The organism is Pseudomonas sp. GW458-11-26-14-LB4 (assembly GCF_059423925.1).
In genome coordinates, this window is sequence record NZ_JBWKYU010000002.1 from 42,662 (window position 1) to 59,516 (window position 16,855).

A 16,855-nucleotide genomic window follows, 5' to 3' on the forward strand; every position below is an offset into this window, starting at 1 on the left:
ACGGCCTGGGCCAGCTGATGGCCCTGACGAACCGCTGGCTACCTGGTGCCGAACCCACGCCCGAAGCGATGGGGACGGCCAAGTGGCTGGAGGACGAACACTGGAGACGCATGGAATTTGCCGTGGCTAACGGCATCGCCCTTGCGCTGAACGGGTAACGACATTGGCAGACCGTAGCGCCAGCCTGGCTTTCATTCTCAGCTTGCAGGACAAGGTCACCGCGCCCCTGGGCAAGGTGAAAATGGGCTTTTCCGAGCTTGCCGATCAAAGCGAAAAGCACATCAAGACGATCGGCCTGGGCCTTGGCGGGCTGACGGCGGGTGTGGTCGCGATTCGCGAGTCCATGGAACCGGCGCTGGAGGTCAATCGCGCCCTGGGCGACGTCCGATCGCTGGGCGTGGCTGAGGACGCGCTGTCTGCGCTCAATGCCAAGTCGCTGGAGTTCGCCGTGAACTACGGGGAAAACGCCAAGGACTTTGTGGCGTCCGCGTACCTCATCGAGGGCGCCATCAAGGGACTGGCCGGCAATCAGTTGGCCACCTTCACCAACACCAGCAACCTGCTGGCCAAGGCCACCAAGACCGACGCCGAAACCATGGGTGAATACGTCGGCACGCTCTACAACCTGCAGAAGTCCCAAGCCGATGCGATGGGGAAGGGCGCGTGGGTCGAAAAGCTCGGCGGCCAGACGGCGCTGGCGGTGCAGCTGTTCCGCACCAGCGGCGCAGCCATGAAAGACGCCTTCAAGGAAGCCGGGGCGATCGCCACGACTTCCGGCGTCGACCTGGCCGAACAGATGGCGGTGATCGGCACGCTGAGCAGCACCATGGAGGGCGGCGACGCCGGCGGACGCTACAAGGCGTTTTTCGAAAACATCGGCGCCGCCTCCGAAAAGCTCGGTATGAAGTTCACCGACCAGCAGGGCAAGGTGCTGCCGATGATGACCATCCTGGACAAGCTCCAGGGCAAGTTCGGTGACCTCACCAGCGCGTCGGCCGGCGCCAAGCTGATGGAAGCCTTCGGCGGCGAAGGTGCCCAGGTGATCGGTGCGCTGGCCAAGGATACCGATCGGCTGCGCAACGGCATCGAGCAACTGGGCAAGGTGCGAGGGCTGGAGAACGCAGAGCAGATGGCCCGGGCGATGGTTGACCCGTGGCAACAGTGGGCGTCCCTGGTCGAAGTCATGCGAGTGGTGTTCGGTCAGGTGCTGATCCCGGTGCTGTCGCCGTTCATGGCCAAGATGGTGGACATCGGTAAAACCCTGGTGCGCTGGTCGCAGCTGTTCCCGAACATCACTCGCGTGATCGGCATCACCGCGCTGACAATCATGGGCATCGTTGCCGCGATGTCGGCGCTGACCATGGTGGTGGGCATTGCCCGCATGACCTGGTTGGGAATGCTGACCGTCTGGAAAGTCGTCCAGTTGTTCAGCCTGCGCACCGTCGCGGTGTTCATCCTGCAGAAGCTGGCCATCCTTGCTTACGTCGCCGTGATCTACACGCTGAGCGCTGGCTTGGCGCTGATTCGCGGCGCCATGATGCTCTGGCAGGGCGCGATCTGGCTGGTCAACGCGGCGCTGCTGGCCAACCCGGTGGTGTGGATCGTGGTCGGGATCGTCGCCCTGGTGGCGGTCATTGTGGCGGCGGTCTTCTTCTGGAAGGAGTGGACGAGCGCCCTGATGAACACGGCCGCGTTCCAGTTCGTCGCCGACAAGCTGCAGAAACTTTCCGACTGGTTTAACTCCATGGGCGGCTGGTCGGGCATGGCCAAGGCCGCGTGGGACAGCATCGTCGGCATTTTCACCAAGGCCGTTAACGGCGTGATCGAGCTGCTGAACAGTATCCCGGGCGTGAACATCGAAGCGCGCTTCGGCGGTATGCCCGAGGTGCCAGGCGTCGACGCCGCTGCCAGCGCTTCCGACACCGCCAACGCTGCGCAGAAAGCCCAACAGACCATCAATGCGGCCATTCCAAGCCTGTCGCCGGCGCGTCCGTCTGCCGTGCCGGCGGGCGGCCTGCTGACCAGCATCCAGAACAACAACAGCAGCCAGAACAAGGGCACGCATGTGGAGAACGTGACTATCAACACCGGCAAGCAGATGACGCCGCTGGAGATGGAAAACATGGTTGCGATGGCGGTAGGCGGATGAGCGAGTACGTGGATCTGCTCATCGTCGACAACGACCTGGCGCTGGATCTGTCGCACCAGCCGCTGCTGGTCGACGACCGTGCCTGCATCGCCCAGGACATCGCCCACATGATCCGCGACAGCGGGCTGTTGGTGACGCTGGTGGCCGAGCGCGATCGCTTGCGTCAGCGCGACTGCATCCAGCGGATGGAACTGCTGGTGGAGGGCGACGTGCGCCTAGTGCCGGGGACGGCACGCATCACCCAACAGGAACCAGGCGTTTACCTGGTGACCGCCAAAACCCTGAAGTTCGGATCGATCGAGGTAAGTCTGTGAGCGTCGATTTTAAAAAGGTGATCGCCGATGCCGGCATCCCGACCACTGAGGCGGCGTTGAAGGCTGAGTGGGAAAAGGAAGTTGAAGCCCAGGGCGCGAAAGTGGCCAACACCAGCAGTTATTCGCCGTTCTGGCGGGTGATGACCGCGCTGGCCACCAAACCGGTGCTTTGGCTGTTGGACTTCCTGTGCATGACCGTCTTGCCGAACTTCTTTGTGAAAACGGCGATGGATGCTTGGCTGGATATGCTGGCTTGGGCGGTCAATGTCGAACGCAAAGGCGCGACCAAGGCCGCAGGACACTTGCTGTTCACCCGCAGCGGTGCCAGCGGTGGATTAGAAATTCCCTTTGGAACCGTTGTGCAGTCGGCGTCGATCAATGGCCACATCTACGAACTGGCCACCACTGCAATCGGCAGCTTCACCGAAGGTGTCCTGCAGATACAAGTGCCAGTCGAAGCGCTAGACGTGGGCAGTGGTTTTAATCTCGCCCCGGGTTATTACGCGGTTCTACCAGCGCCGATTCCCGGCGTTGTTCAAGTGATCAACGCCGATAATTGGCTGTCCAGTCCTGGCGCCGATCGCGAGCCTAACGACGAGCTGCGTTTGCGTGTGCGCAATCAGTTTTCGGCCGTCAATCAGTGGCACACCGATGCGGTGTACCGAGCCATGATTGCTGCCTTCCCAGGCGTAAGGCCTGACGGCGTGTATTTTGAGCACGACGCGCCACGTGGCCCAGGCAGTGCGAACGCCTATGTACTGTTTGACGCCGATGTGCCAGCGGCGGCGTACCTGGAGCAAATCAACGCTCACATCCGTGACCAAGGCAACCACGGCCATGGCGATGATCTGCTGGTAATGGTGATGCCGGAGACGATGCACACGCTGAGTGTAGTTATCTGGCCACGTCCGACCTTGTCTGAGGTGCAAAAACGGGCGTTGCTGAATGAAATTGAGCTGTTCATTCGGGCGGCCTTTCGCGAAAGCACCACCAGCGATTACCAACCGACATTGACCTATCCCCAGTCGCGTTTCTCTTTCAGCCGTCTTGGCGAAGAGTTGCACCTGCAGTTCCCTGGCATCGAATCCCTGCACTTCAGCAACAACGACATCCTGTCCGAACTGAACATCCCTCGGATCCAGAGTCTGGAGGTGATCGCGCATGATTAAGATCGGTCTGCCTTTTTGGTTGGATGGCAAGGAGCTGCAGAAACTGACCGCCGCCGCGCAAGCCTGGTGGACGACGGTGGAGGATTGGCTTCGCTGGCCCCTGCTGCAACTGGACGCCGAGACGTGCCATCCAACCGTGCTCGATCTGTTGGCTTGGCAACGGGATATCACACGATTCAAGGGCGAACCCGAAGCCCTCTACCGGCTGCGCGTGAAGTTCGCCTTTATCAACGCCGTAGATGCCGGCAGCACTGCGGGTATGAAACGCATCCTGCAGCGCCTCGGTGTCGGGTACGTCGAGATCGAAGAGCGTATGCCCGAAAGGGACTGGGACGTGGTGCTGCTGCGTTTCTCTGATACCCAGCTGTCGCAAAACCCCGAGCTGCTGCGTGTCCTGATCCAGCAATACAGCCGCACGTGCCGCCGCTATGACTTCGTGACCATTACCCCGGTGCCGCTGCGTATCGCGTTGGTCGATTTTAACGACGACCAGCAAACGCTGGTTGCCAGCCTTTAGGAGCATCCATGGGAGCCAGCATCACCCTCGCCGGCGAGAGCCTGATTGCGCAAAAGCATGTCGCGCAGCAGGGCCTCGACGTCACCCGCTTCATTTTTGCCAACGTACCCGGTCTGGATTCCAGCGGGCCGGTGGATCGAGCAGCGCCGAAGCCCGTGGCCGCGCAAATCGTTCATGTGTATGAGATCCCCAAGGAAAACGCGGGTTACGTAAACCCGAACCAGGTCGTGTATAGCTCGCAAATCGGTTCGGACATCGGCGACTGGGATTTCAATTGGATTGGCCTCGAAACCGCCGAAGGGATCTTGTTCGCCGTGGCGTACGTGCCGCTGCAGATCAAGCGCCGGAACATTCCGCCGCTGCAGGTCGGCAACAACTTGACGCGCAACTTTTTGGTGGCCTTCGACGGCGCCCAGATGCTGACCGGCATCACGATTGATGCCAGCACTTGGCAGCATGACTTCACCGTACGCCTGAGCGGTATCGACGAGCGCGAACGACTGAGCAATCGCGATGTGTTTGGCCGGGCGTGCTTCCTCGGCTCGGCTCTCCAGCTGGAGAAGGTCGCCGGTGTGTATCAGCTCAAGCCTGGGACGGCCTATATCGAAGGGATCAGGCTCACCCGAGCCATGGTGTTGCCGGTCGTGCCAAAGGCGTTTCCATGCACAGCCTGGATCGATCTCGCACTGCAGCGAGAATTCAGCGACGTGGTGGCGAGTTGGGAAGTGGTGTTCGCGGCTGACCTGCAGGACTACATCGACAGCACCGGCACGCGTCATTACTGCGTGCCAATTGCCGATATCGTCAATAACAACACTTTCACTGACCGGCGATCAGTGGAGCCAATCGACGGGCCGCTGGTGAGTCACTTTGCCGCTCGGACAGGGGACTATCCCAAGCTGCGTGCCCGAGCCACCACCAAGGACGACGTGGGGTTAGGCAATCTGCCTAACGCTAAAAGTGATGACTCAAAGTCGGACAGCTCGGAGATTCTTGCGACCACCAAGGCACTGGCGGAGGCGCAGGCTCTTTTGTATCAGGCACTGAGCTTTAAGGTTGGTCTGTACAGCACCGTGCCGACTGTACAGAAAGAACCGGTGATCTTCGTCCAGCCCTTTGGGTTGATGGAGTGGATCGCTGCACACGAGCGCTATCGCAGTATTGAAGTGGGTTCGGTCATTCTGCATTCAGCCCAGACACCACGTCCCGGAACACTCAAAGCGAACGGCCAGACGCTGAGCAAGACCAGCTATCACGGGCTTTGGTCCTATGCCCAGGACAATGGTTTGGTTGTACCGCCAGAGAGCTGGGTACCGGGTGCAATTCAGTACGCCGACTTGGGGCCTGACATTTTCCGTGGCCCTGACCTGCGTTCTCAGTTTCTCCGCGCGTGGGACGAATCACGTGGCATCGATCCGGGACGTGGCTTCGGTACAGCACAGGACGGCACGCTGCTGCCTTCAATGGGCGTTGCCCGTCACACCTCGACCACTGCCGTATTAGTAACGCCTGCCGCCACTGGTGTGCTGAGCGATGGGCAGCTATTCGGCGCCCAGGGTTATGAAAGCCCGGTGCAAGTGGTCACGAGCAATTACTTTTCCGTCCCTCTGAGCCTCACAGGCTCCAGTTCCGTCGTCCGCCACAGCATACGTCCACGAAACACCGCCTTGCTGGCGTGTTTGAAGTATTGAGGTTAGCCATGAATGCACCTGTGATTTACCACGTTCACCCACAGACGGCGGAACTGCTCGGCCATGGCCTGGCAGATCCGGATCCTTTAACACTGGGGGGATGGCTTGTACCGTATGGTGCAACGTTGATTCCGGCGCCTGAAGTCGGTGAACGTCAGGTGGCCGTTTTTCAAGGGCAAGCTTGGAAAATCCGTGAGGACTGGCGTCGGGAGACTATTTATCGTACGGACGATGCCAGTCCCTGTACTTACCACGACATTGGCCCACTGCCGGCGGAGTTCACCACGATCAAGCCAGGGCCGAACCAAGTGTGGGAGAACGGCCAGTGGGTGGACGACCGGAACAGCCTGCTGGAACGCCTTTACCAGGAAAAAAGCACTGAAGTGAGCGCTAAGTGTTTGAGTGCGATTACGGGCGGATTCTGGTCGACGGCACTAGGTAGACCGCACCAGTACGGAAGCGAGTTGGATGACCAGTTGAACTTGACTGGCGCCATTCTCGCAGGACAGGACAGTCTATTTCCGTGCCGAGACAAACAAGGCGTAAAGGCGTTCCGCTCTCATTCTTTTGTCCAGCTTCGCCAGGTCAGTGATGACTTCAATAACTTCAAAATGCAGCTGCTGCAGCAGGCGAACCACCTCAAGCAGCAGCTCGAGCAAGCGCTTACCACCAGTGATTTGAAGGCAATGAAAGCCATCACCTGGACGCCGCCGGCATGACCTGGGCACCGGTGACGATGCGCTGGCCGGAGCAGGCCACGCAATGGATGGGCCAGCTATCGGCGGCTAAGGATCTGGCCGGCGGCGAGCTTGCCAGCACCGTGCAGCGCCTCGCCGGCCTGAACGGTTTGGCCATCACCAACCCGGGGCCGGTCGGCGATGCCGCCAAAGGCGCCATTGAAGCCGGACGGGCGGCGCTGACAGAGCAGTTGGGTCAGGTGCCCGCGTGCCTTGTGGTGACGCCATTCCAGAGCGGCATCGGCCAGGGCACGGGCTACCAGCGTTTCCTGTCGGCGCCGAACGTATTGGAACACCTGGCCAGAAAGTTGGAAGACGCGACCGACTCCGGTCGTCCGGCGGGGCAGCAATACGCGCTGTCGCTTCTGTTCCTGGGCACGCGCCTGGAACAGTTGGCCAGCGGCCTGTCGCGGTTCAACGCGTTGTTGCCGATTCCCGACCTGGTACGCACGGAGCGGCGCGCCCAGCACCTGATGAAACTTGAGAGCGACAAGTGGGAGATCCCCAGCGCCGGCCCGCTGCCGCGCTGGCAAGGGCTGCCCTTGGAGCGCTGCACGGTAATCAAAGCTGCCAAGCAATCGATGGCCGGCCAATTGGCCGTGCTTGAGGGTTACGCCGCCGACAGTTCGCCGTTGGGCGATTTGGCTGCGCTGGCCGCTCGCAAGGCGACACAGCAACAGGGGCGGGATCAACAATTGGCTGAACTGAAAAACCTGCTGGCTGGTGGTAACCCCGACGTCAGTATACGGGCGCGCCTGATTGGCCCGGGCAACTCCAGCGAGCTGCGCCGGGAGCTGCTGAGCGGTGATGCTCCTGGGCATGAGTGGGTGCAATGCGCCGGCCTGCTGCTGGTGGGCACACAACAGGGGTTGAGTTTTGTACGGGAGCTGGTGGGTCTATGACGCTGTTGCTCGACGGGCAAAAAGTCCAGGGGAAGAACCTCAAGGTCACCGGAAATCTACGCATCGAGAGCGGCGACATGTCGGGGCAGACCAGCAACACCGACAAGGCGCACAAGGGTTTTAAGCCCAAAACGTTGGCCGTCTCGCTGATGATCCCCTTCGTTGATCGGGTGCATCTGACTGACTTGATGCGTCTGGCCGAAGCCACGGCGAGCGGCGGCGAGCTGCATCTTTATCGCGTCGTGAACGACACCGCCGAGGCGTTCGGCGTGCGCCAGGTGGAGTTTTCCGAAGGCATCAGCGCCCGGGAAGCCGACAACCTGAAAGCCTGGCTGGTGCAGTTCACGCTGAGCGAGCGCGAGTCGAACCCGGAAAAGGTCGAGGGTCGGCGTGCCGGCAACAAGGTCGACGCCCAGGGCGCCCCGGGTAGCACGGTCGGTGAAGGTAGTAGTAACTCAGGTTCGAGCGACAACCCGGAGTTGAGCGGCTTTGAAAAGGTGCTGGGCCGTGTGGACAAGTGGCTGGGCGGGAGTGAGCAGACGTGAAACTGCACAAAGTTCTGTCGATCAATGGCGCGCCTGTTCGTCTGGTCAAAGAAGACGTTCGGCTGGACGCCACCAGTCCCGGGCGGGCGAACTTCACCGTTCAGTCTGCTGAGCCGCTGAAAGGGATGGTGACGCTGGATATCGGCTACAACGACCGCACGCTGCAGCGTCACTTCATCGGCTACGTCGAGCGTTGCACGGCCGCCAATGCCAAAGAGCAGGTGCTGTTCTGCCGTGAGCTGGCTGCTGTGCTGGCCAACCCGTTGCCGTTGAACCTGCGTCATGTCGATCTGCGCGCTGTGCTGGCTGCCATCAGCGAGCAGACGGGCCTGCGCTTTCGCGTTCCCGATCGGCCTTACGCCGGCGTGAAGGCACCGTTCTTCTACAGCCTTGCTGCCGGATACCAGGCCATGGACAGCCTGGCCCGCGTGTTCAGTATTCCCGACTTCACCTGGCACCAGCTGGGCAACGGCGAAGTGTTCGCCGGCAGCTGGGCCGACAGTTTTTTTGGCGCCCGGGTGGCGCTGCAGATCCCCACGGAGCTGTTCGACGGCTACCAGGGCAACCAGAGCGCGATGGTGGCGGCCCTTCCTGGCCTGCGACCAGGTGCAACGATCAACGCCGGCGAACGTGTCACTAGTGTGGCACTCGCCAATGACCAGATGGCCATCCGATGGAAGACGCAATCCGCCGCGCTGTAGAGCGCCAATTTCCCGAACTCACCGGCGGGTATCACCTGCCGCGTTTCGCCCGCGTCACCGCCGTGGCCGATGCGCCGGCGGATGCAGGGATCTGCGACGACTTCCGTCCACGCTATGCCGTGGATATTGAAGTCTTGGGCGCCGACGACGAGCCAGATCCGGCAATGCCGCCGCTGACCGGCGTCCCGCTGCCACTGCCCACCGGTGGCGAGGAAATGGGCATTTACGCTTTTCCAGAGGAAGGCACGCGGGTGGTGGTGTGTTTCGCCTACGGCCTGCCAAACAAGCCCTACATTCAATCGATCTTGCCCCACGGCCTGACCATGCCGAAGGTGCCCAACGGGCACCAGGTCTGGCAGCAAAGCGATGCGGTGCAGCAACGCGTCGACGCGGACGGCAACTGGTTACGCCAGACCGATGGCAAGATCCGGGATCACGCGATCGAGCGTGAGGTGGAAGCCCTGGACAACCGCGAGCAGTTCCAGAGCCACACGCGGGCCGTCGACGACCATTCAACGGAGACGGTGGGTGGTGTGAAAAAGATCGAGGCGCTGGGCGCGCTCAAGCTGCTGTCGGGCGGGTCGGCGAGCCTGGCGGCGGTGGACGACCTGCACCAGGCGACTGGGCGGGATCTGAACCTGGTTGTGGGGCAGAAACACAACGCCACGGTGGGCGGTGATATGCAGGAGCGGATAGAAGGCTTGCGTGAGAGTGTGGCCGCAGTGGCACAGCGGATACAAGCGCCGAAAAACTGGATTGGTTCCGAGGGAGTGAACCTATTTAAAATTGTCTGTGACACACTCGATCTGCTGGAGCAAATGAATAGTCAAATAGCAACGCATTCTCATGCCTCCAGCCCTGTACCGACCAACGCTGCATTATTTATTGCGGACTCTGCGAAAGCGAAGGAATTGTCGACACGATTAAAAGCAGTCACCGCCTGATAATTCACCATCCTCTTTTCATAAGTTCAAAGTTCATGTCTGGCAGCAAAATGGCATGGAAGTGCTCTACATTCATCGGTTGTTTTATATTTCTATATTGTCCGCCAGTCTCAAAGTAGCTGTAAGTCGGATGGTTTATATCATCGTACTTGCGGCCGGAGAAATCGCATAAATTTCTGAAAAAAGCACGAGCATACCGGTGCGTGGCGACCATATCATCCGTACAGTCGCCAATGGTTAAGTATTTTTTTAACCCTTCTTCGTCTTTCGTCTCTAAATATACAGGCCGGCCGCGAACTTCTAGCATGTCGATTACTTCAGTTAAATTTAGACGTCTTATTAGCTGGTGAAGACTATTGCATGCATTGAGAACGTAGGCGCTCACCAGCATTTCCATATCTTCAGTGGTCAACGTCATGTGAATAAAAAGCCGCGATGAATTTATTAGGGATTCAATCTCATCGAAAGCTTCTTCGTTCACAGTTGGCACCCCTTGGTCAGGCGTTCCGTTGAAGAAAATTTTATGCATTCTTGGGTGTATTCGGTTTTTTGCAGTGAATCGGTTGAAATAATTCAACTCTCCAACACGATCAAAATAGCTAAACATTTCGTTCCTGTGCGTATAAAAGGATTCAATGTTATTTTTTTGCTGCGTTATCAAAATCTGTTTGGCGGTTTGTTCTGTGGAATGGAAACTCGCCACGATTACAGAAAGGGGGATGGATGCAGAGAGTAACCCTAGCGGCAATGCGCTGATGTTGATAAATTTGATAAGTCCTTCACTAGACAAATCTATTGTATGGCCCTGCCAGGCGATGATGCCAAACGAGCAGAAGTAACATACTGGTACCGCAATGCTTAGCCAGAATGCGGGCTGCCGCCACAGACCTTCCTCGGATCTTAAACTGAATACTTTATGACCGGTATGGCCTATCCTTTTCCGGGTTAATAGTGACGCTATGCCAACGGGGATTATCGTTGGTAATAAGATGGCGCATATTAAACCCAAATATTCCATGTGGCGTAATCTCCATTATAAGCAAAGCGAATCTGATTCAAGTTTTCGTTACGTCGCTTGAACATAACAAGATTTACGAAAACTATTAATTGCATTTCACGATCCACAGATGATCAAGCCTAGTCGTGAAACTCTGACTCATCATCTCACGCCGCATGCCCCAATTGGGCGCTGCCGGAACACTTCCAGTGCGAAGTGTCCCTCGGCCCCACCGCTGATTGATCTCATCCAAAACCTCCATGACCTTTTTCGCCGCCGCTGGCTGGGACTGGGCGAAAAGGTCATCGGTAAACTCACCAGGTTGCCGCAAATCCATCAGCAGCACCTCTGCCTTGCTGTATTTGAAGCCCGGTCGAAACAGGCGGTTGACTGCCTCCACCGCCGCTTTGGTCAACAGCCGCACGTCGTTGGTGGGGTATGGCAGTTCAACCAGCGCGCCACTGGCGTATTTGGCTTCCTCGGGGTTGAACATGCCGGTGCGGATGCTGACGCGGATTTTCTTGCACAATGAATGCTGGGCGCGCAGCTTTTCTGCCGCCCTTTCCACATACGTGGCCACTGCTTCCTTGATCGGCTCGATGGTGGTCAGGCGTTTGCCGAACATACGGCTACTGCAGATCTCTTGCTTGGCGGGCTCGGCCTCGGTGAGTTCCAGGCACGAGGTGCCGGAGAGTTCACGCGCGGTTTTCTCGATCACGACGCTGAATTTCTGGCGGAGCGTCCAAGGATCAGCCTTTGCCAGGTCCATCGCCGTTTTGATGTTCATGGTTTCAAGGTGAGCTTTCATCCGGCGCCCGACGCCCCAGACTTCACCTACGTCGGTGTTACGCAACACCCAATCCTTTTTCGCGGGATCGCAGATATCCACGACGCCTCCCGTGTGGGCTTGCAGCCGCTTGGCGGTATGGTTGGCGAGTTTCGCCAGGGTTTTCGTCGGGGCGATGCCGACGCCGACCGGGATGCCAGTTCCCTTGTAGACGGTGGCGCGGATCGTTCTGCCGAACGCGGTCAGGTCACCAGGGATGCCGGTCAAATCAGCGAACGCCTCGTCGATGCTGTACACCTCCACGGCGGGCACCAGCGATTCGATGATCGTCATGACGCGTTCGCTCATGTCGCCATACAGCGCGTAGTTGCTGCTGAACACCTGGACACCGTGCTGGCGTAGCGTGTCCTTTATCTGGAAATAGGGAGCGCCCATCTTCACGAAGGGTTTGGCGTCGTAGCTGCGCGCGATGACGCAGCCATCGTTGTTGCTTAGGACGACGATTGGGGTTTTGGCAAGGTCTGGGCGAAAGACCCGCTCGCAGCTTGCGTAGAAGCTGTTGCAGTCGATGAGGGCGAAAACCTGATCACGAGCGGGCATGGTCGCGCACGCTGTAGGTGACAACGCCCCATACGACGAGTTCATCACCCTCCATGACAAAACGCGGAGGATATTTCCTATTGGCCGACATCAAAACGACGGCGCCATCGCGCATGTGCAAACGCTTGCAGATGGGCTCTGCGTTAAGCCCGACGATGACAATGTCTCCGTGCTCGGCCGTCAGGCTGCGGTCGACCACCACCAGGTCGCCGCAGAAGATGCCGGCGCCCTGCATGCTGTCGCCCTCGATCTTGGCAAGGTAGACGTGTGGTGCGCGGATCTCGAAAAGCTCGTCCAGGGAGATGTGTTTTTCAACGTGATCAGCCGCCGGTGACGGGAAGCCGGCCGGAACGCGGGACGAGAACAACGGGAGCTTTGCGCCCCCTTCTGACAGTGGGCCGAGAATGGTGACACTCATGATGCGAACCTGAAGGAGATTAACTGTATATTTAAACAGTAAACTAGCAGGCTCGTGCGCGGTCAATGCTGTATGTAGGAAATTTCGACGGGTGACATCATGTGCGGCCGCTATTCGGTTTACGAGTCAATGGATCATTACCTTCGGGAGCTCGCGCCCGAGCAGCTGGTGATCAACGGATATGACCTGTGGCCAATCGAGCGCTACAACGTGGCGCCTACCACTCGTGTACAAATCATTCGTCCCGTGGAAGAAGGGTTAAGCATCGACAAGGTGCGCTGGGGATGGTCGCCGTTCTGGGCAAAAGGGAAACGCCCAGACCCCATCAATGCCCGGGTGGAAACCGTCACCACCGGGAAATTCTTCAAGCAACTCTGGCCTAACGGGCGAGCCATCGCGCCGGCAAACGGCTGGTTTGAGTGGGTGAAAGATCCGCTCGATCCAAAGAAGAAGCAGCCCTACTACATCCGTTTGAGGTCCAAGGTGCCGATGTTTTTCGGGGCGCTTGCGCAAGTGACGCCAGGGCTCGAACCCCATGAGCAGGATGGGTACGTGATCATTACGGCGGCCAGTGACCAAGGAATGGTGGACATCCATGATCGGCGCCCGCTGGTGTTGAGTCCTGATGCGGCACGGGAGTGGTTGGAGCCGGATCTGAGCCCGCAGCGTGCAAAGGAAATTGCCCGTGAGATGTGTAGGCCTACGCAGGATTTTGAATGGTTCGAAGTTGACCGGGCTGTTGGCAACGTCCGCAACCAAGGACCGCAGCTCGTCAATCCACTTTCACGGGAATGACGCTGCCTCGCAAAAGTCGACACTGCATAAAAAATCAGGAGAAAAAGCACTTATCCCCCTCCCGCCGACGGGCTTTGTGTCCTGTTTTTGTGCAAATCCGGATGTAGTGCAAACGAACCTGCAGCCCAGGCGGGCCGTGGGGCTTTGCAGGGGATCGGCCATTTCTTTTTGTGCAAGGTTTTGAAGGGAAATGCAGCGCGGTTGCACGGCGGTACTCGGGGCAGTCAAGGGCGGGCTAGCGATGAAACCCCCGGTTTCATTGGACGAAAACTTTGAAAACGTGGGTTTCGATGGATTTTCAAAAACGCGCACGATCTTTTTTGGGCGGAGATTTGGCGGGGGACGAGGGCAGGCTAGTTCCCTGCAGGCCACGACTGACGGGGGCAGTGGAGTGTTTGATAGTTTTCACAGAACTGAACACGATCGACGATCAGTTTTTCCTTCATGCAACCGACCCAGGCTCCATGAAAAAGCTTCGTTTATTGAGATTGATTCTTAAGGGGAGGGTGGTCGTTTCAAAAAGAGCGATATCAGCTATATGGGGGTGGCAATGGGTCTGGAGGCCCCGGTTTTACTGCCCTTCGGTATTACAAGGGAAGGTAATACGAAGCGATATGAGATGTAATATTTCTGCCAAACCCCCGGATTCATTGGGTTTTAAAGAATAGAAATATAGCTTTATAGAAGGGTAATACTATCGCCTTCCTATCGCTCAAATATCGCCTTTCCCCAAAAGCTCTGGAAGCCTTTATCTATGAGGGCTGTGGCTGTTTTTCGGAGGGGATATTACTAATATTACTGTTTTTTGGCCCCCTACAAATTTTAGGATTGGCACCTATAAAGGGGTTGGAATCATGATTCCTTAGCCATCGACAATGAAATCTGCAATGCCGCTGAGAGGCTTCCGCATAAAAAGCTCAGGCAGCTACCGAGCTTTTCGTACCTGGAGGCGTCTGGGTCGTTACCTACTCTGTTCTGAACGATCGAGAGGATTGCTTGGTGGCACTCGTCGTACTTCGCGGCATTCGGTTCCAGTTCGTGGGCCATCAAATTCCGCATCTTGTTCAAGTGCTTAACCAGGGGCCACATGTAGAGGCCTGCGGTAGGGAGAACAAAAAGTGCTTGGGCAAGATGGACGGTTTGACTGAAGGAGAGCCGTGCATTGAGTAGATGTTGAGGGGAGACCACTGAACTGATACAGAAGTCCCTTAGCATCTCTTCTACAAGCAGGTGAGCCTTGAGAATCATCGTTTGCTCGTCGACCGATTCATCGAAGTGTTTCGAGAACAGATCACCGTGTTTGCTTGAAAACGGGAGGGTATTTAGCGGGGTGCTTTTATCTAACGACACGAGATACGGCCCCCAATACGGCCCCCAGTTGATTGCAGTCATGTACATGCACCGCTGGAGGCCTTGAAAACAGTGGAGCGGGTGAAGGGAATCGAACCCTCGTTATCAGCTTGGGAAGCTGGAGTAATGCCATTATACGACACCCGCTCAGAGCGGCTGACTTTGTACCAGACTCGGCCACGGATTTGAAGTTTTCTTTGCACGCGAACTACGGAAAGTCTTGAAACAGAGCCGAAATCGGTCAATCGCGGGCAAGCGCTGCGGGCTGGAGGACGGCTTAATCTCAGCCCCGCAGGCTTGCTCGCGACGACACTGTTTCAAATGGCCAATGCATGGTGATCCTGGACAAACTGGTAACGCGTTCGGCTGGCCTGTTGCGCCGGTTTCAGGAAACCGAGCAGGGCGTTCTGGCTGTCCCGGCAGGCCGATTTGTGTTCCATGTCGAGGAAGTGCCCGGTGGCCTGCAGGGTGGTGAAGGTGCTCTGCGCCACGTGGCTGCCGAACAGGCGCGCATCCTCAGCGGCGGTGTACTCGTCCCATTCGCCGTTCATGAACAGCACCGGCACGTTGATTTTCTTCGCCGCGTTCAGATAGCACTGACGGTCGCTGTGCAGCACGTCGTTGATGTGGAAATGCATCTGCCCGTATTCGTGCTCGGCCAGGCTGCTGACGTGGCGATAGTTGAAGCGCTTGAACAGCGACGGCAGGTGTTTGCCGATGGTGTCGTTGACGAGGTGGCCGACCCGATCGCCGTCGCGTTTGCCGAGGCATTCGACGCCGCGTTCGAGGTAATCGAGCATGTGCGCGTTGATTACTGGCGAGAACGAGCTGATCACGGCTTTTTCGATGCGCCGAGGCTGATGCGCGAGGGCGACCATGGTCGCAGCGCCACCCCAGGAGAACGACAGCACGTGTTCGGCCGCGAAGTGATCGATCAGCTCCAGCAGGATCAGACCTTCGACTTCTTTCGTCAGATGTTTCTCGTGGCGGTTGTGGACTTTCGACTTGCCCGCGTAGGGCTGGTCGTAGCAGACCACGTTGAATTGCGGGTGCAGATTTTTCACGGTTTGTGCAAACGACGCAGTCGTGGCCATCGAGCCGTTGACCAGGATGATGGTCTTTTCTGCGGCGTCTGCGCGATAGAACTCCGTGTAAACCCGATACTGACCCTGTATATCCAGCACAGCGATTTCTGGCCTCATGTCATAAGACTCCTGGCAAGCAAGCGGGTATGCGCGCAAATGAGATTGCACGAGCTTTGTGACAGGTAGGCATATGCCTGGAATTTTGTGGCCCATGTCGATCCGGTACGGCAGGTCGACGGGTGTTGTTATTGGCGGGCAGTCTGCCGGCTGAGGCGCAGCCCTGATGGGCTGTCTACCGACAAAAAGTTTCTTGGATGTTATGTGTGACTTATCGGTCACAATTTGGCCGACGACCTGATTCAAGCAGGGGGATCCGGATCGCGCAAGTGCCGTTGGTAAATTGTTCGACAACTTCTGCTGAGCGGTCGGCTGCTTAGAACAAATGAATCTCTTCGGTGCGCAAGGCGCGGTACTCGCCCGGTTTTAGCGCGTGATCCAGCGGCAGCGGGCCCATGGATTCGCGGTGCAGGCGCAACACTTTGTTGTTGAAGTGACCGAACATGCGCTTCACCTGATGGTAACGACCTTCGACGATGCTCAGCCGCGCCGTTCGTGGGCCGAGCACTTGCAGCTGCGCCGGTTGGGTGGTCAGGCCTTCGAAGGCGAAGTAGATCCCTTCAGCGAACTTGATCGCATATTCCGGGCCGATTTCCTGTTCGGTCTCGACGTAATAGACCTTCGGCAGTTTGGTCTGCGGCTGGGTCAGGCGCCGCGACCAGCTGCCGTCGTTGGTGATCAGCATCAATCCGGTGGTGTTGAAGTCGAGGCGTCCGGCGATGTGCAGGTCGTCCTTGTCCGGCTCGTGGATCAGGTCGAGCACGGTCGGATGTTCGGGGTCGCGGGTGGCGCTGACGCAGCCCTGCGGTTTGTGCAGCATGAAGTAGCGCGCCGCTTTGCCGCTTTGCAGCACTTCGTCGTCGACTTCGACGCGGCTGAATTCCAGGACTTCACTGTGAGGGTCGCTGACGACTTTTCCGTCAATGCGCACGCGCTTTTCCACCAGCAGCAGGCGAACCTGCTTGCGGTTGTAGCGGGGCAGGTTACTGAGGAAACGGTCGACGCGCATGATCAGGAATCGGCAGGAAGCGGGGCGC

18 protein-coding genes and 1 tRNA gene are annotated in these 16,855 nt (G+C 58.1%); 12 read left to right on the forward strand and 7 right to left on the reverse strand.

Annotated elements, in window-relative coordinates; translation table 11 throughout:
* Positions 1-17: 17 nt before the first annotated feature.
* From AC07XZ_RS02920 to AC07XZ_RS02970, 11 genes are read left to right on the forward strand one after another with little or no spacing between them, the layout of a single operon-like run.
* Entirely contained in the window at positions 18-158 is a 141-nt protein-coding gene (locus AC07XZ_RS02920; RefSeq protein WP_039013052.1) for a DUF6890 family protein, read from the forward strand.
* Positions 159-163: 5 nt separating this feature from the next.
* Positions 164-2,149, forward strand: a complete 1,986-nt coding sequence (locus tag AC07XZ_RS02925) for a phage tail tape measure protein (protein ID WP_102685934.1) — start codon at positions 164-166, stop codon at positions 2,147-2,149.
* The gene (locus tag AC07XZ_RS02930; RefSeq protein WP_102685935.1) at positions 2,146-2,463 is read left to right on the forward strand and encodes a DUF2590 family protein; all 318 of its coding nucleotides are present in this window, start codon (positions 2,146-2,148) and stop codon (positions 2,461-2,463) included. Before AC07XZ_RS02925 ends, AC07XZ_RS02930 begins: the two co-directional genes overlap by 4 nt.
* Positions 2,460-3,632, forward strand: coding sequence for a baseplate J/gp47 family protein (locus AC07XZ_RS02935; RefSeq protein ID WP_102685936.1), 1,173 nt, complete (start codon positions 2,460-2,462; stop codon positions 3,630-3,632). Before AC07XZ_RS02930 ends, AC07XZ_RS02935 begins: the two co-directional genes overlap by 4 nt.
* Positions 3,625-4,149, forward strand: a complete 525-nt coding sequence (locus AC07XZ_RS02940; RefSeq protein WP_102685937.1) for a phage tail protein — start codon at positions 3,625-3,627, stop codon at positions 4,147-4,149. The genes AC07XZ_RS02935 and AC07XZ_RS02940 overlap by 8 nt, the downstream gene beginning before the upstream one ends.
* An 8-nt stretch (positions 4,150-4,157) precedes the next feature.
* Positions 4,158-5,840 (forward strand): phage tail-collar fiber domain-containing protein, encoded by a 1,683-nt coding sequence (locus AC07XZ_RS02945; RefSeq protein WP_256590497.1) that lies wholly within the window; start codon positions 4,158-4,160, stop codon positions 5,838-5,840.
* An 8-nt stretch (positions 5,841-5,848) separates the two neighbouring features.
* On the forward strand, positions 5,849-6,559 hold the full coding sequence (locus AC07XZ_RS02950) for a DUF4376 domain-containing protein (RefSeq protein ID WP_102685938.1): 711 nt from the start codon (positions 5,849-5,851) through the stop codon (positions 6,557-6,559).
* The gene (locus tag AC07XZ_RS02955) at positions 6,556-7,479 is read left to right on the forward strand and encodes a hypothetical protein (RefSeq protein WP_102685939.1); all 924 of its coding nucleotides are present in this window, start codon (positions 6,556-6,558) and stop codon (positions 7,477-7,479) included. The genes AC07XZ_RS02950 and AC07XZ_RS02955 overlap by 4 nt, the downstream gene beginning before the upstream one ends.
* On the forward strand, positions 7,476-8,024 hold the full coding sequence (locus AC07XZ_RS02960) for a baseplate complex protein (protein ID WP_102685940.1): 549 nt from the start codon (positions 7,476-7,478) through the stop codon (positions 8,022-8,024). The genes AC07XZ_RS02955 and AC07XZ_RS02960 overlap by 4 nt, the downstream gene beginning before the upstream one ends.
* Entirely contained in the window at positions 8,021-8,725 is a 705-nt protein-coding gene (locus AC07XZ_RS02965) for a hypothetical protein (RefSeq protein ID WP_102685941.1), read from the forward strand. Before AC07XZ_RS02960 ends, AC07XZ_RS02965 begins: the two co-directional genes overlap by 4 nt.
* Complete coding sequence (locus tag AC07XZ_RS02970) at positions 8,698-9,669, forward strand: hypothetical protein (RefSeq protein WP_102685942.1); 972 nt, start codon at positions 8,698-8,700, stop codon at positions 9,667-9,669. The genes AC07XZ_RS02965 and AC07XZ_RS02970 overlap by 28 nt, the downstream gene beginning before the upstream one ends.
* A gap of 4 nt (positions 9,670-9,673) precedes the next feature.
* Here the strand turns inward: AC07XZ_RS02970 and AC07XZ_RS02975 are convergent, their stop codons facing one another.
* The 3 genes from AC07XZ_RS02975 to AC07XZ_RS02985 all read right to left on the reverse strand — a co-directional run bounded on the left by AC07XZ_RS02975 (position 9,674) and on the right by AC07XZ_RS02985 (position 12,471).
* On the reverse strand, positions 9,674-10,687 hold the full coding sequence (locus AC07XZ_RS02975) for a hypothetical protein (protein ID WP_102685943.1): 1,014 nt from the start codon (positions 10,685-10,687) through the stop codon (positions 9,674-9,676).
* Between the two features lie 85 nt (positions 10,688-10,772).
* Entirely contained in the window at positions 10,773-12,053 is a 1,281-nt protein-coding gene (locus AC07XZ_RS02980; protein ID WP_102685944.1) for a Y-family DNA polymerase, read from the reverse strand.
* Positions 12,040-12,471 (reverse strand): LexA family protein, encoded by a 432-nt coding sequence (locus AC07XZ_RS02985; protein WP_102685945.1) that lies wholly within the window; start codon positions 12,469-12,471, stop codon positions 12,040-12,042. Before AC07XZ_RS02985 ends, AC07XZ_RS02980 begins: the two co-directional genes overlap by 14 nt.
* Positions 12,472-12,570: 99 nt before the next feature.
* Between AC07XZ_RS02985 and AC07XZ_RS02990 the strand changes: the two genes are divergently transcribed.
* A complete protein-coding gene (locus AC07XZ_RS02990; RefSeq protein WP_102685946.1) occupies positions 12,571-13,266 on the forward strand; it encodes an SOS response-associated peptidase family protein in 696 nt (231 codons plus the stop codon).
* Positions 13,267-14,118: 852 nt separating this feature from the next.
* On the opposite strand, the gene AC07XZ_RS02995 is transcribed toward AC07XZ_RS02990, so the two are convergent.
* The 4 genes from AC07XZ_RS02995 to AC07XZ_RS03010 form a co-directional block, all read right to left on the reverse strand.
* A complete protein-coding gene (locus AC07XZ_RS02995; protein ID WP_146024009.1) occupies positions 14,119-14,658 on the reverse strand; it encodes a hypothetical protein in 540 nt (179 codons plus the stop codon).
* A 31-nt stretch (positions 14,659-14,689) separates the two neighbouring features.
* A tRNA-Gly gene (locus AC07XZ_RS03000) sits at positions 14,690-14,763 on the reverse strand.
* A 170-nt stretch (positions 14,764-14,933) separates the two neighbouring features.
* A complete protein-coding gene (locus AC07XZ_RS03005) occupies positions 14,934-15,818 on the reverse strand; it encodes an alpha/beta fold hydrolase (RefSeq protein ID WP_102685948.1) in 885 nt (294 codons plus the stop codon).
* A gap of 316 nt (positions 15,819-16,134) precedes the next feature.
* Complete coding sequence (locus AC07XZ_RS03010; RefSeq protein ID WP_102685949.1) at positions 16,135-16,827, reverse strand: pseudouridine synthase; 693 nt, start codon at positions 16,825-16,827, stop codon at positions 16,135-16,137.
* Positions 16,828-16,855: the final 28 nt, after the last annotated feature.

Bases quoted from the DNA above. Each gene is read 5' to 3' on its own strand.
- AC07XZ_RS02970 (WP_102685942.1), top strand. From the start codon at position 8,698: ATGGAAGACGCAATCCGCCGCGCTGTAGAGCGCCAATTTCCCGAACTC.
- AC07XZ_RS02950 (WP_102685938.1), top strand. From the start codon at position 5,849: ATGAATGCACCTGTGATTTACCACGTTCACCCACAGACGGCGGAACTG.
- AC07XZ_RS02975 (WP_102685943.1), bottom strand. From the start codon at position 10,687: ATGGAATATTTGGGTTTAATATGCGCCATCTTATTACCAACGATAATC.
- AC07XZ_RS02945 (WP_256590497.1), top strand. From the start codon at position 4,158: ATGGGAGCCAGCATCACCCTCGCCGGCGAGAGCCTGATTGCGCAAAAG.
- AC07XZ_RS02995 (WP_146024009.1), bottom strand. From the start codon at position 14,658: ATGACTGCAATCAACTGGGGGCCGTATTGGGGGCCGTATCTCGTGTCG.
- AC07XZ_RS02960 (WP_102685940.1), top strand. From the start codon at position 7,476: ATGACGCTGTTGCTCGACGGGCAAAAAGTCCAGGGGAAGAACCTCAAG.
- AC07XZ_RS02930 (WP_102685935.1), top strand. From the start codon at position 2,146: ATGAGCGAGTACGTGGATCTGCTCATCGTCGACAACGACCTGGCGCTG.
- AC07XZ_RS02920 (WP_039013052.1), top strand. From the start codon at position 18: ATGGCCCTGACGAACCGCTGGCTACCTGGTGCCGAACCCACGCCCGAA.
- AC07XZ_RS03005 (WP_102685948.1), bottom strand. From the start codon at position 15,818: ATGAGGCCAGAAATCGCTGTGCTGGATATACAGGGTCAGTATCGGGTT.
- AC07XZ_RS02980 (WP_102685944.1), bottom strand. From the start codon at position 12,053: ATGCCCGCTCGTGATCAGGTTTTCGCCCTCATCGACTGCAACAGCTTC.
- AC07XZ_RS02990 (WP_102685946.1), top strand. From the start codon at position 12,571: ATGTGCGGCCGCTATTCGGTTTACGAGTCAATGGATCATTACCTTCGG.
- AC07XZ_RS03010 (WP_102685949.1), bottom strand. From the start codon at position 16,827: ATGCGCGTCGACCGTTTCCTCAGTAACCTGCCCCGCTACAACCGCAAG.
- AC07XZ_RS02955 (WP_102685939.1), top strand. From the start codon at position 6,556: ATGACCTGGGCACCGGTGACGATGCGCTGGCCGGAGCAGGCCACGCAA.
- AC07XZ_RS02985 (WP_102685945.1), bottom strand. From the start codon at position 12,471: ATGAGTGTCACCATTCTCGGCCCACTGTCAGAAGGGGGCGCAAAGCTC.
- AC07XZ_RS02940 (WP_102685937.1), top strand. From the start codon at position 3,625: ATGATTAAGATCGGTCTGCCTTTTTGGTTGGATGGCAAGGAGCTGCAG.